Here is a 12,117-nt window from a genome sequence, read left to right on the forward strand (position 1 = left end):
ACCGACCCGCGCGGGCGGCATGGCTCGCGCGGGTCGCGTGAGGACTCAGGCCGCTTGCGCGACTTCGCTGTCAGGTTCCGAAGTTTCCGCAGTGTGCTCCGCCTCATCACAGGCGCCGCCCGCGGTCTGCATCATTGGCGGGCACCAGGCGGCCACCGCGGCGCGCTGTGCATCCGTCAGCGTGGCGAAGGGTTCGGCGAAGAGCTTGTCGCAGAAGGCGACGATTTCCTTCTTGCTCGACGAGGCCAGCGTCACCGCCTCCTGGGCGAGGCCCAGTTCCTCGCCGAGGATCTTCAGGAGCCATGCCTTCTTGAAGCGGTTGAAGAGCGCCGCATTCGGCGTCCAGTGGGCGCGGATGTCGGGCATGATCTCGATCTCGAACGCATGCATCAGGCTGTCGCGCTGGCGGTCCCGCGCGAAGCAGGACTGCGTGGTGCTGGCCGTCGCATAGGCCACGAGCTTGGCCTTCTCCCCTGCATCGAGCGCGCGAAACGCCGCGAACTGATCGGCGGGCGGGCGGGTATCATCGAGCCACGAGAGGTCCAGCACATCATGCGCCGCGGCCACCTGCTCGAGGGAGGTCTCGTCGATCTCGTCCATTTTGGCGTGGTTGCGGTATTCCTTGCGGGCATCGATCTTGATCGCCTGCGTGACGCTCATGCCAGTGCCGAGGACGTCGGTCACCAACTTGAAGAGCGTCAAATCGAGCGTGGCCTCGGGATTCAGAGCCATCGCGGCGCCTAAGGCCTTAGCCCGCTCGGTCTTGAGGTCCTCGGCCAATGAGGCCGGATAGGTTATTTCCCCGACGTCCGGGGCCTCCTCCCCGGTCGGGTTGGCCGAGGAGCCGCGCGCGCCCTCCCCTTTGACGGTGTCCTCGGGGCGCACGAGGCCCACATGGAGCGTAACCTGGCCACTCGACCACGAGGCGATAACCCCGGCCCGCGCCAGATCCTCGGCGCTGTAGGCCTCATGAAGGTCGCGGGCTTCCTCTTCCAAGGCGTCCACGCGCTCGTAAAGCGCATTGTAGGCATCGTCTTCGAGCCCCTCATCCTCCATCTCGAGCTGGAGTTGCTCGAGCGCGGCGGTGATCTCGTCGATGCGCTTCTGGGATGCCTCATCCGGCTCGATCGGGCCGGGATAGACCCGGCCGTAGTCGGCCATGGTCGCGTAATCATAGCGGACCATCGCATCGGCCCAGGCAAAGCCTAGCTTGATGCGGGCCTCTTCGGCGGCAGCCCCGAGTTTCTCGAGCAGGATGGTCTCGACCAGCGCCGCATCCTCCAGCACGGAATGCTCTTCCAGGAGATCGGCCGCGATGGCCCCACCTCGCGCTTCGTAGTCCTCGCGTACAAAGGCCCCGATATCGTCACTGACCTGCACACCACGCGACTTGAGCGCCTGCCGCACCCTGTAGGCCTGCAGGTAGCTGTCCTCCTTGGTGAGCGCCTCATAGACTTCGCCTTGCACCTCCTGGCTCGGATGCTCAGCAAAAGCCTTCATCGTATCGAGCGTGATCGTCTTGGCCCGCGCCGCGGCGCGGATGTCGGGGTGGATCAAGCCATAGCGCAACCGGCCTTTCACAGCGGCCACCGTGGTGCCGAAGGTCTTGGCGATCGTCTCGGGCGTCTGGCCGTCGATCTCCATCATCCGGGCGAAGGCCTCGAACTCGTCGATGGCGTTCATCGGTGCCTGGGTGATGTTCTCAGCAAGCGACAGCGCCGTCGTCACGTCGCAGTCTTCCGGCACGAGGCGGCAGTCGACCTTGGTTTTCGCGGTGAACCCCTTCTCGCTCTTGTCCGCGACCAGCTCTTTCAGCGCGGCATGGCGGCGACCGCCTGCGAGGACGGCGTATTTGCCGTCGATCTTCTGAACTAGGAGCGGCTGGAGGAGACCCAAAACGGCGATGCTGGCTTTCAGATGCGCGATGTTCTCGGGGTCGTAGGTTTCCGGCGAGTTGCTGCGCACATTGGCAGGGTGAGCTGTCAGATCGCCGAGGGCGACGGCGACGGGTTTGAAACTTGCGGTCATTGGATGTCCTTTTCGGTGGATGAGGTGGGGCCCGCGCGTTCACGCGCGTGACCAATCCCCGGCTTCGGGGATCACCACGAAAAAAGGCCCGCTTTGCCTTTTTGGGGGCAGCGGGCCTTCATCGTCTGAGATGTCAGGAGGAGGTGTCCCCTGCCCCTCTACCAGTCGCGCGCCAGCATAATGGTCAGCACGCGCATGGTGGTGGCGGGGTTGTCCGGGGTCTCGGCCCCGTAGCGGAAATCGGAATCCGCTTCATACAGATCGATTTTCCAGAACACGGTCTCGCCGCGGATCTCGACCGCCCCGAAATCATGCCATCCTTCGGGATCGTTCTCGGACTCGAAGGTCTCGAACATGCCCGTGGCCTTCACCGCCTCGGCCATGAAGCCGTCACCAGCCTCCATGAGCGAGCGGGTGACATGTATGCGGCCCTGTATGGGCTGCGCGGGCGGCACCCCGAGGCACGCGAGCTTGCGGAACGCGTCGTTCTGCGCCGCGATCACACTCGGATCAGGGCGGTCTGTCTGGGCTTGTGCATTGATGGTCATTGGGCTCTCCGTTGAGAAGTTGAAACACCCTTCCCAAAGCCCGCTTTTTCTTTTCCGCACGGCGGATGAATCGAGGCCGAAGGCGCCCTACCCGAACAGCCCCTTGAGTCTGTAATTGGGGTTGGGGATGGTTTCGATCCAGCCGCCCTGTTCCTTGATGGTCTCGAGCGCTGCCGAGAGTGGATAGGCACCCTCGGACGCGCTCCACCAATAGGCACCGCGCTTAAAGGCGATGATCTTACGGCGGCCGTCTTCGAAGCAGGCCACCCGCAGCGTCTTGGGTTCCTTGCGTGACATGGGCGTCTCCGTTCTCCATGTGGTCAGGCGGCCTCGGCGTCCTCCCCTGCCCTCCCCGCCTCCGACCGTGCGATCAGGTAGTCGCAGGCGCGCTGCGCGTCAGCGGCGTGCTTGAAGATGGCGCCCTTGTCCGAGCGCAGAACGCGCAGCCAATTATAGAGATACGCAGCGTTCATCTCGAGCGTATGGGCCGTAAAGCCGAGCGTCTGGCCAAGGAACACCGAGGTCAGTTCGGCGACGATCTCTTCGCGGGCATAGGCTGTGTTGCCGAAGCGAGAGAAGCCGTAGTCGCGGTTCAGCCGATGCGGGGCTTTCGTGGCATGGGCGTTATGCCGATGTCGGCATAAGGCTCATAATGCCGCGCTTTGGATTATGCCGCGCTGCCCCATCAAATGCCTGATCTGATGGGGTATTCAGCGCGGCAGGTCAGCATAACTTACAAGGCTTCGAGGAACGACAACAGATCGTCACCGGGTCGATAGCGACCGCCCGGCGCGTCCACAGGCTTTGTCAAAGCCATTGCCTTTTCCTTAAGTTCGATATCAGCGTGGATATAGACCTGCGTCGTCTCGACGGATTCATGGCCGAGCCAAAGGGCAATGATGGTTCGATCAACGCCGCTTTGTAAAAGCTGCATTGCAGCCGTGTGGCGCAAAACATGTGGTGTGACACGCTTCAACCTGAACGTCGAGCTGTGCAGGGCAGCACTACTCGCGTGTTTTCGAACTATTCGTTCGACTGCGTCTCGGCTCAAGGGCGCGCCTCGAATGGTTGCAAACAGAGGCTGGCTGGAAGCAGCACGCGACTGGGCCAGCCACCACTTCAACGCATTTTGACTGTCTTTTCGAAGCGGTGTCGCGCGTTCCTTTCGGCCTTTGCCCATGCACCTGACATGAGGCCCCGTTCCAAGCTCAACATCAGCCACCCGCAAACCGATCAACTCCGATACACGCAACCCTGTCTGGAGCATCGTAAGCAAAAGGACCCGATCACGCCGCCCAAACCAAGTCGATTGGTCGGGTGCCTTTAGCAACGCCTCCATTTCATCACGCGTCAGGAAGTCTACGACACGTTTTTCATGACGTTTGGAGGGCATGGCCAGAACTCTTTGGCAATGATGCAACAATTGAGGCTCGCACCCAGCCACATATTTGAAGAAGGACCGAATGGCGGCAAGACGTGTGTTCCGGCTTCTCGCGCTATTGCCTCGATTTTCTTCGCAGAAAGTCAAAAACCGCCCGATGATGTCAGCATCAATGTGTGCAACATGCAGGTCCGTTGGTTGTAGCTTCGTCTGTGCTTCTGCGTATTTCAACAATAACCTGAAGGTGTCACGATAGCTGGCAATGGTGTTTGGACTGGCCTGCATTTGCGTCAAAAGCCGTTCGGTAAAGAACCGCTGAACGTAGACTGGCAATGGATAGGTTGCGATCATGATGCACCCTCCAAAACCCGCTGTTCGGCCCGCGCAGCGGCGAGTTGCATGAGTTCTGGCACCGCCTCGATGTACCAGAATGTGTGCTTTGGTTCTGAATGTCCCAGATAGGTGCTGAGCTTGTACATCTCACATTCGATGTCCCGGCCATCTCGGAACCAGTCCAAGATCGTGTGGACCGCAAAACTGTGGCGCAAATCGTGGATGCGAGGGCCATGACCATGACGGTTGAAGGATTGAGGGGATCGTAGACCGACATTTCGGCTGACTTGCGCGAAGTTGTATCGCGCACCGCAGTCACCAGCCGGTTCGCCATCTTCTTTGATAAAGAACCGTTGCGTTTGATGTTCGATCAGGCGATCTCTCAAGTGAGCATAAGACGCAAGCCGATTAGCGGTATCCTTGTTGAACGGGAGCTGTCGATCCCCTCCATTCTTGGAGTTCCTGACAACAAGAACCGCACGGTTCAGATCAACATCGTGCTGATTCAGAGACAGTGCTTCATTCACACGCATTCCTGTCACAGCGATCAACCCAAAGAGGGTCTGCCACAGTGCAGCCCTTAGTCCGTATGGCGACGGTAAACGCCCGGCCTCAGCGACGATATCTGCAATTTGCTTTGGCGCGTAAATGTAAGGGACGCGCCTTCGGTATCGGCCTGCAACAAGTTGGCTTGAAGGGATCTCGGTTTGGCCGTCATGTTCCGCGAGCCAGAAGGCAAATCTGCGAACCATCCCGAGGCGATGAGACCAGGTATTGTCGTCCGCACTGCCATAGTTTTCTTTCCAATCGAGGAACAAGGCCGTCGAGATCAGATGCTCCCCGATTTCGTCGCCGTAATTCACGAACTTGCGCAGCACTCGTTCATCAAACGAGAGATCAAAACCCATCGCGCGGCGCAAAGCCAAGTATTCGTCAAGCCGTTGCGAAAGAGTTTTCATTGCATGTCCTCCCCAGTCGGCCAAGGGCGCGAGATCGAGCGCAAGGCATCGACATCGTGTTGCGCATAGATTGTCGTTGCCAGTGGAGACCGATGACGCAGAACATCGCCGATTTCAGAAAGTGAAGCGCCATTTCGCAGCATATCAGTGGCGAGGCTGTGCCGAAGAATGTGCGTGCCGATGTATGCCTGTGGCGGGGTAATACCGGTTGCGTCATAGGCATCACGCAAAATCCAGCGCAGGATTTGAGCATCCTTGAACCTTTTGAATGGCGGTTTTACCGAGACAAACAACGCGCGGTCCGGCCCCCGGCGTTCATTTTGAATGTAATCCACAATTGCTTCGCCAATCTCTGCTGCCATTGGCATCTTGTCGTGCAACTGCCCTTTGCCCCGGATCAATATCTCACCTGCACGCCAATCGATGTCATCCAACTCTATCGCTGTCACCTCTGGTGCTCGAAGCCCCAGACGGGCGATAAGCATCAGCATTGCATAGTTGCGTCGGCCAGTTTTCTTGTGACCTCGAACCACGTCTATCAGGCGGTTAACTTGGTCTGGTTCGAGGTATCGCGGGATACCTGTTGGTTTTGGTTGTCGGGCCTTTGGTACCGACTTGCTCAGGTTCCGCTCTGTTTTGCCACTCCAAAACAGGAACTGGAAAAGGTTGCGAAGGTGTGACGGACCCGTCTTATCGCGCGGCGCATTCTGCTCTTGGCGCAACCGAATGATGAAGCCCGTGATATCGTCCGGTTTGATCGAATGCAGGTCACCTAAGCCCTCGCCAAACTTCGCCGTCAGGAACCGTTCATAGAAGCGCAGGCAATGATAGATCGTATCATCGTACAACCCACGTTGAACGCGGAGATAGGTTTCATATTCACGTTTCAGGCAGGCTCGTGGCGACATATCCAGCTGTGGTGGTAGACGTGGCGCGGCGTTGGCGTTCTCAATCAAGTAATCTCGAAACCGGTTCAGGCGGTGGCGGCAGTGCTTTCGGTCTTTCTCAGAAACGGCATTGATAATCGGCGTAGCAAACTGCTCCATACAGTCATCGGTCAGGTTAGCGGGACTGAGCTTCGCCGCTTCCATCGCAGACCAAAGGGCCTTCGCAGTGGCGCTGTACTTGGCCAGTGAGCCTGAGCCATAGCCCTCAGCCTCGATCTGCAACGCAAATCGCTCCGCATAGTTGGCCGTGCGTTGCGGTGGCTTCGCCAAGTGATCTGATCTTGAGTGATATTCCATTGGTATTTCCTTCATGTGGTTGAAGGGCGTACTTATGGCAGATCACCGAAGCGGACGCTCATTGCGCAATCTCGGGCAGTAACTTTGCGGACAAAGGGTGAGTTCGCTGCGTTTGCGCAAAAGGCTGCTTCCTTGCGCTTTGCAGACCTTCACCTTGGATTGCACACGAGGCGCACACAATCAGCGATTAATACACTGATTCAAAAGGACAGTCGGGTCGATCCTCCATCGACTGGTCGAAGTTATACTCGAATCAATTGCCAAAACCTGACCTTCGTTGGCTCGGTGGTCAATGCTGGGTCAGTGCCCAAATTGCTCGTTGGGCTGTTGGCCGTGCTACGGAGGTGCGGTTTGGGTCGCTAGTTATCAACCAATGGTTCAGAGACGCTATCCACCAGACATTCCCGCAGGTGGCCCGTCTTCTTGGAGAATACGACAGCCGCATCGCCTTCGGCCAAAGCCGCCTCTTTTTGGTCTGGCCCCACCTTATCTTGCCGCATAACCGATCGCTTGTCTTTGAGTGCGCGCCCGGCACCGGCAGCGCAGGTGCAGGTGCAGGTGCAGCGGGGCTATTCATTTTCATTGCCTCTTCAACCATCGGCAGGGAAAACTATAGCTCTCGAAGGTGCCCAATCACAAAATCGTCTAGTATGTAAAGTGGCTTCGATCACCTGGCACCTTTCCATTTCCCGTCAGTTTCAGATCAGAGACTTGCCATAGAGATTGTTCTGCCCGGCAGGTCGCTCTAGAGCGTCCATCCCCCATCAATCTTGAGTTCGGCACCGGTGACAAAAGCTGCTTCATCGGACGCCAGATAGGCAGCCATGCCTGCGATCTCTTCTGCTTTTGCGACCCGGCCCATTGGCTGGCGCGCGATAAAGGCGTCGCGTGCCTTATCCTTTCCGCCCATCGCGCGGCCAAGCTCATCAACGCGCGCGTGCCATGACGGGCTTTCAACTGTACCAGGGCAGATTGCATTGCAGCGCAATCGGTCGGCGGCAAAGTCTGCAGCAACGGCCTTGGTCAGCCCGATAACCGAAGCCTTTGTCGCACCATAGACATAGCGGTTCGGTGCGCCCTTCAACGAAGAGGCACCGGATGACATATTGATGATGCAGCCACCCGAAAGGCCAGTGTCCCGCTTTTTGGCCAACATGCCGGGCAAAAAGGCGCGGATTAATCGGTGCATCGACTTCACATTAAGATCGAATGAGAAATCCCAGTCTTCATCAGATGCATCAAGCACTGTCCCGTGATGCACAAACCCCGCAATGTTGCAAAGCGTATCGATCTGGCCCACCTCGGCGGCATAGGCGGTGATTGCAGCCCCATCGGTGACGTCAAGTTTACGGGCATCAGCGTAATCTGGGTTAGTTAACAGATCGCCGTTGACATCGCTGGCAAATACCTGCGCACCTTCCAAGGCAAACCTGTCAGCGATCGCTTTTCCAATCCCCTGCCCCGCGGCGGTGACGACCGCGATGTTTCCCTGCAGCCGCATTAGCCTGCCACCACGGACTGGCGTTGCTGGCCAAGCCCATCGACAGACAATTCAACGACATCGCCAGGCCTAAGAAACACGGGCGGCTTTTGACCTTGCCCCACACCCGGTGGCGTCCCGGTCGAGATCACATCCCCGGGGTGGAGTGACATGAACTGGCTGAGATATGAGATCAGGAATGGCACCTTATAGACCATCGTATTAGTTGACCCATCCTGATAGCTATGCCCATTGACTGACAGCTTCATTGCAAGGTCTTGCGGGTCTGTGATTTCGTCCTTTGTGACCAGCCAAGGGCCCAAGGGCCCGAATGTGTCGCAGCTTTTGCCTTTGGTCCACTGCCCCGACCGCTTTTGTTGAAAATCGCGCTCGCTGACATCATTCATGATGGCGTAGCCCGCCACATAGTCGAGCGCATCTTCTTCGCTGACGTATTTGGCATGGGTACCGATAACGATGGCAAGTTCGACTTCCCAATCTGTGGCTTTGGAGCTGCGGGGAATTTCGATGTTGTCATTGGGGCCGCAGACAGCGCTTGTTGCCTTCGAAAAGATGACGGGCTCCGGCGGAACCTCCATACCGCTTTCGGCCGCGTGGTCGGAGTAGTTGAGGCCAATGCAAATGACCTTACCGATCCCACCAACACAGGCCCCGATCCGCGTTGCGGGGTCAATTTGCGGCAAGCTGTCGGGATCGATCCCCGCCAGCTTTGCCAAACCGTCCGAAGACAGCGCATCACCTGCGATATCGGGCACATGCGCCGACAGATCACGTATCCCGCCCTGCCCATCGATCATTCCGGGCTTTTCCTGCCCGATCGGGCCATAACGCAAGAGTTTCATTATCCGTCTCCTCAATATGTGGCGCGCCCACCAGAGAGATCAAAAACCGCTCCGGTGGTAAAGCTGTTTGCAGGAGAGCACAGCCAGCCGATCATTTCGGCGGCTTCTTCAACCAGCAAGAAGCGGCCGCGCGGGATTTTAGACAGCATGTAGTCGATATGCTCTTGGCTCATCTGGTCAAAGATTCGCGTTTTTGCAGCGGCAGGTGTGACACAGTTCACTGCGATGTCCATATCGGCACATTCCTTTCCCGCTGATTTGGTCAGACCAATGACACCCGCTTTGGACGCAGAATAGGCAGAGGCATTGGGGTTACCCTCTTTGCCTGCGACAGATGCGATCAGCACAATGCGGCCAAAACCTTGGACCTTCATCCCCGGCAGCAACGCCCGCAGCAGGTAAAAAGATCCGGTAAGGTTGATCTGAATGATGTCGGTCCAATCTTGAAGCGAATAGTCTTCGATCACCATATTCGGCCCGGCTATCCCGGCGGAATTGACCGCCTGCGTGATTGGGCCCAGCGCGTTTTGCGTCACCTGCGTGGCCGCGTCCACGCTGACCCAGTCGGCCATGTCGACAACGACTGTTTCGGCTTGGGGCAGAACGTCCTTTGCCTGTGCCAGCGCAGCCGCGTCAGTATCCCAAAGCGCAACCTTGCTACCGCTTTGTGACAGATGCTGCGCACAGGCCAGCCCGATGCCCCGCGCACCGCCAGTGATTACGGCAACCTGATCCATCAGCCCAGCGCCGCGATAACGGCGTCAGTATTGGTTACCGTCGCTACATTTTGCATGGCGAAGTTGATGGATGCACGATGCCAGTCGTCGTTCATCGTCGAACAACTGTCCTCTGGAACAATCATATGAAACCCCTTGTCGGCACCCGTGCGCACGGTATGTTCCACGCTCATATTGGTCCATGCGCCACAGTTGATGATCGTGTTACGCCGCCCGTGATGCAAGTAGCTTTCTAGGCGAGATGTTTCCCATGCGCTCATCGACATCTTCTCGACGATCAGATCGTCACCCTGCGGTTCAAGCCCCTTGGCCGGTTCGACACCCCATGTTCCGCGCACGAGCGCGTTTTCACCCTTCAGCCCCTGCATCAGCGCCGCGTGTTGCGCCAGATGCGGGTGTCCCGGTTCACAAACCATCCAGACATGAATGACCATCACGCCTTTGGCGCGTGCAACCGACGCCAGACGCGCGGCATTCGCCACCACATTCTGGGTGCGCGCATGCAACGGGCTGCCGGTTTCAGCAAAAGCCCCGCCCTCGATCATCACGTCATTTTGCAGGTCCTGCAAGATCAGCGCCGTACGCGATCCGTCGATCCGCCTGATCCGGTCCTTGATCTGCAAGATATGGGCTGGTGCCGCGGGCTTCGGCGACGCGCTGGGACTTTTGTCAGCAGTGGGTGTCATGAATGCCTCGGCCCTGCCTTGGGTCTGGGTACGGACCGAATAAACTGAAGTTTCCGCGCAGATGTAAAGGGTCCCCCAATCTGCATCGCCCCAGTGCAGGTTGGCGGCCATTTCGGGCAATATGATCTCGCCCAGTTTCATTCCATGAAAGTCATAGACCCAGATGCCACCCGGTGCGGTAACAAAGATGTTTCCATCCTTGTCAGATTTCATCCCATCCGGCACGCCCTTGCGCAACGGCTCCTTGATGCCACTGGCAAAGATGCGGGCATTTTTTAGCATGCCGTCTTCGCCCACGTCGAACATCCGAATGTTCGCCTGCTCGGTATCATTGACCCACATAAAACGCTCGCAAGGCGACAGGCACAACCCGTTGGGTTGCGTGAACATATAGCGGTCAGAGACTAATACCGGCTCCTGCCCCGGTTGGTGTCCGGGCGGTAACATATACACGCCCTGGAAACCCATCTGACAAGGACGCGGCACACCGAAACCTTCCATCCGCCCATAGGTGGGATCGGTGAAAAAGATGGCCCCGTCACGGCGCACGATGATGTCGTTGGGCGAGTTCAACTCGCGGCCTTCAAAGTGCGTCGCCAGCACTTCGCGCGTGCCATCCCTGCGCAAGCGGACAACAGCTGAGGTACTGTGTTCGCAGATCAATAGGTTCAGCGCGGCATCATAGGTCATGCCGTTACCCTTGTTGGAGGGTTTAGCGATCTCGCTCACACCTTGGCCCGGCACATATTTACGTCGCGTGTCACCGGGCATGTCTGAAAAGATCAGCGTTTGATCGACTGGATGCCAAAGCGGACCTTCGGTAAAGACATAGCCGGTTCCGATCTGGCGCACCGGGGCGTGTCCGTCCAGCAAAGTCTGGAATTTTGGATCAGTTGCAACGTGGCCCATCAGAGGCTCCATTTGTGATGATGCAATGGGCTTCGCCCTGCCCCCGGGAGAACGGGACAGAGCGAAGCGTTGAATGGTCCGCTCCTACATTGGGAACCATTCGCGCTTGGGCAAGGTTTCAGTCAGTGGGCCGGGTACGACCATTCCTGTGCGTCCCACAACCTGCCCATGCTCAACCTTGGCCCCTTTGTCATGGGTCGGAAGGACGAAGGTGTAATTGTTCATCAGTTTCTTGAATGCTGCCTTTTCGGCGCGCTTTGATCCTGAATGGTTGCCGGTAACCTGCGGCTCCATGTAGTTGTTGACCCTTACGTGTTTCACGATTTGGTCGTTGAAGTCGTAGACGACATCACCACAGATACAGGCCAGCCCCTCCGCGGTCTCGACAATCACGTTCATCGATCCTTCGGTATGCGCACCCGCAGGCTCACACCAGACGCCTGGCATGATCTCTTCTGCGCCGGTCAGTTCCAGATCGAGGAACCGCATCGCGTCATCCTCGTAAACCCGCTCGACCAGATGCAGGATGTCGGGCTTGGGGTATTGCGGGTACATGATACCAGAAACGCTGAATTCCAGCTCGCGCCGGTTCAGCACCACGGTTGTGTTCATCGGGAACAGGTCGTCCTTGCCCGCATGGTCAATATGCAGATGGGTGTGCAGGACATAGCGGATATCCCCCATCTTCAGCCCATGTTTGGCCAGTTGGTTTTCGATCATGTTGTCGTGAAACTGCAACCCGCGCATGCCCAGGCTTTCCATGATCGCATTGTCACGATAGCCGGTGTCAACCACGATGGGATAGGCCCCGCCGGTGATCAGAAAGCCATAGACCGGCACACGTCGGGTGCGCCCGCATTCATGCCCCAAAACCAGAAACGAGGTTTCCAGTTCGATATCGCCGTAGTCCAGCACATGAATTTGAAGTGCCATTGTTGGTGTCTCCCTT

At 57.8% G+C, this 12,117-nt stretch carries 13 protein-coding genes and 1 pseudogene; 1 reads left to right on the top strand and 13 read right to left on the bottom strand.

Translation table 11 applies throughout. The features are described 5' to 3' along the window. Window positions 1–45: 45 nt before the first annotated feature. The 8 genes and pseudogenes from AABB31_RS00750 to AABB31_RS00785 form a co-directional block, all read right to left on the bottom strand. A complete protein-coding gene (locus AABB31_RS00750) occupies window positions 46–2,028 on the bottom strand; it encodes a ParB/RepB/Spo0J family partition protein (RefSeq protein WP_342075046.1) in 1,983 nt (660 codons plus the stop codon). A 158-nt stretch (window positions 2,029–2,186) separates the two neighbouring features. Continuing rightward, window positions 2,187–2,576: a DUF3768 domain-containing protein gene (locus AABB31_RS00755; RefSeq protein WP_342075045.1), complete on the bottom strand. Its 390-nt coding sequence runs from the start codon at window positions 2,574–2,576 to the stop codon at window positions 2,187–2,189. A gap of 87 nt (window positions 2,577–2,663) precedes the next feature. Next, entirely contained in the window at window positions 2,664–2,873 is a 210-nt protein-coding gene (locus AABB31_RS00760; RefSeq protein ID WP_342075044.1) for a DUF6330 family protein, read from the bottom strand. Between the two features lie 23 nt (window positions 2,874–2,896). Continuing rightward, window positions 2,897–3,199, bottom strand: a pseudogene (locus AABB31_RS00765) (zincin-like metallopeptidase domain-containing protein); the annotation flags it as partial. Window positions 3,200–3,309: 110 nt separating this feature from the next. Next, window positions 3,310–4,305: a tyrosine-type recombinase/integrase gene (locus AABB31_RS00770; RefSeq protein ID WP_373634765.1), complete on the bottom strand. Its 996-nt coding sequence runs from the start codon at window positions 4,303–4,305 to the stop codon at window positions 3,310–3,312. Continuing rightward, window positions 4,305–5,249, bottom strand: a complete 945-nt coding sequence (locus tag AABB31_RS00775) for a tyrosine-type recombinase/integrase (RefSeq protein ID WP_342075042.1) — start codon at window positions 5,247–5,249, stop codon at window positions 4,305–4,307. The genes AABB31_RS00770 and AABB31_RS00775 overlap by 1 nt, the downstream gene beginning before the upstream one ends. Continuing rightward, on the bottom strand, window positions 5,246–6,493 hold the full coding sequence (locus AABB31_RS00780) for a tyrosine-type recombinase/integrase (protein ID WP_342075041.1): 1,248 nt from the start codon (window positions 6,491–6,493) through the stop codon (window positions 5,246–5,248). Before AABB31_RS00780 ends, AABB31_RS00775 begins: the two co-directional genes overlap by 4 nt. Before the next feature lie 359 nt (window positions 6,494–6,852). Continuing rightward, window positions 6,853–6,993, bottom strand: coding sequence for a hypothetical protein (locus tag AABB31_RS00785; RefSeq protein WP_373634772.1), 141 nt, complete (start codon window positions 6,991–6,993; stop codon window positions 6,853–6,855). On the opposite strand from AABB31_RS00785, the gene AABB31_RS00790 reads away from it, so the two are divergent. After that, window positions 6,937–7,149, top strand: coding sequence for a hypothetical protein (locus AABB31_RS00790; protein ID WP_373634766.1), 213 nt, complete (start codon window positions 6,937–6,939; stop codon window positions 7,147–7,149). The genes AABB31_RS00785 and AABB31_RS00790 overlap by 57 nt on opposite strands. 89 nt (window positions 7,150–7,238) lie before the next feature. Here AABB31_RS00790 and AABB31_RS00795 read toward each other — a convergent pair whose 3' ends face one another. The 5 genes from AABB31_RS00795 to AABB31_RS00815 all read right to left on the bottom strand — a co-directional run bounded on the left by AABB31_RS00795 (window position 7,239) and on the right by AABB31_RS00815 (window position 12,101). Then, window positions 7,239–7,994, bottom strand: a complete 756-nt coding sequence (locus AABB31_RS00795; protein ID WP_342075040.1) for an SDR family oxidoreductase — start codon at window positions 7,992–7,994, stop codon at window positions 7,239–7,241. Then, on the bottom strand, window positions 7,994–8,836 hold the full coding sequence (locus tag AABB31_RS00800; RefSeq protein ID WP_342075039.1) for a fumarylacetoacetate hydrolase family protein: 843 nt from the start codon (window positions 8,834–8,836) through the stop codon (window positions 7,994–7,996). Before AABB31_RS00800 ends, AABB31_RS00795 begins: the two co-directional genes overlap by 1 nt. An 11-nt stretch (window positions 8,837–8,847) precedes the next feature. After that, the gene (locus AABB31_RS00805) at window positions 8,848–9,573 is read right to left on the bottom strand and encodes an SDR family NAD(P)-dependent oxidoreductase (RefSeq protein WP_342075038.1); all 726 of its coding nucleotides are present in this window, start codon (window positions 9,571–9,573) and stop codon (window positions 8,848–8,850) included. Then, complete coding sequence (locus AABB31_RS00810; protein ID WP_342075037.1) at window positions 9,573–11,168, bottom strand: isochorismatase family protein; 1,596 nt, start codon at window positions 11,166–11,168, stop codon at window positions 9,573–9,575. The genes AABB31_RS00805 and AABB31_RS00810 overlap by 1 nt, the downstream gene beginning before the upstream one ends. An 84-nt stretch (window positions 11,169–11,252) precedes the next feature. Then, on the bottom strand, window positions 11,253–12,101 hold the full coding sequence (locus tag AABB31_RS00815) for an N-acyl homoserine lactonase family protein (RefSeq protein WP_342075036.1): 849 nt from the start codon (window positions 12,099–12,101) through the stop codon (window positions 11,253–11,255). Window positions 12,102–12,117: the final 16 nt, after the last annotated feature.

The sequence above is a fragment of the Yoonia sp. SS1-5 genome, from assembly GCF_038443705.2.
Lineage (GTDB): Bacteria > Pseudomonadota > Alphaproteobacteria > Rhodobacterales > Rhodobacteraceae > Yoonia > Yoonia rhodophyticola.

What these genes read in the sequence shown, in the direction of transcription:
- AABB31_RS00800 (WP_342075039.1), bottom strand. Translation starts at nt 8,836, where the DNA reads ATGAAACTCTTGCGTTATGGCCCGATCGGGCAGGAAAAGCCCGGAATG.
- AABB31_RS00815 (WP_342075036.1), bottom strand. Translation starts at nt 12,101, where the DNA reads ATGGCACTTCAAATTCATGTGCTGGACTACGGCGATATCGAACTGGAA.
- AABB31_RS00780 (WP_342075041.1), bottom strand. Translation starts at nt 6,493, where the DNA reads ATGGAATATCACTCAAGATCAGATCACTTGGCGAAGCCACCGCAACGC.
- AABB31_RS00795 (WP_342075040.1), bottom strand. Translation starts at nt 7,994, where the DNA reads ATGCGGCTGCAGGGAAACATCGCGGTCGTCACCGCCGCGGGGCAGGGG.
- AABB31_RS00750 (WP_342075046.1), bottom strand. Translation starts at nt 2,028, where the DNA reads ATGACCGCAAGTTTCAAACCCGTCGCCGTCGCCCTCGGCGATCTGACA.
- AABB31_RS00775 (WP_342075042.1), bottom strand. Translation starts at nt 5,249, where the DNA reads ATGAAAACTCTTTCGCAACGGCTTGACGAATACTTGGCTTTGCGCCGC.
- AABB31_RS00805 (WP_342075038.1), bottom strand. Translation starts at nt 9,573, where the DNA reads ATGGATCAGGTTGCCGTAATCACTGGCGGTGCGCGGGGCATCGGGCTG.
- AABB31_RS00810 (WP_342075037.1), bottom strand. Translation starts at nt 11,168, where the DNA reads ATGGGCCACGTTGCAACTGATCCAAAATTCCAGACTTTGCTGGACGGA.
- AABB31_RS00755 (WP_342075045.1), bottom strand. Translation starts at nt 2,576, where the DNA reads ATGACCATCAATGCACAAGCCCAGACAGACCGCCCTGATCCGAGTGTG.
- AABB31_RS00785 (WP_373634772.1), bottom strand. Translation starts at nt 6,993, where the DNA reads ATGCGGCAAGATAAGGTGGGGCCAGACCAAAAAGAGGCGGCTTTGGCC.
- AABB31_RS00760 (WP_342075044.1), bottom strand. Translation starts at nt 2,873, where the DNA reads ATGTCACGCAAGGAACCCAAGACGCTGCGGGTGGCCTGCTTCGAAGAC.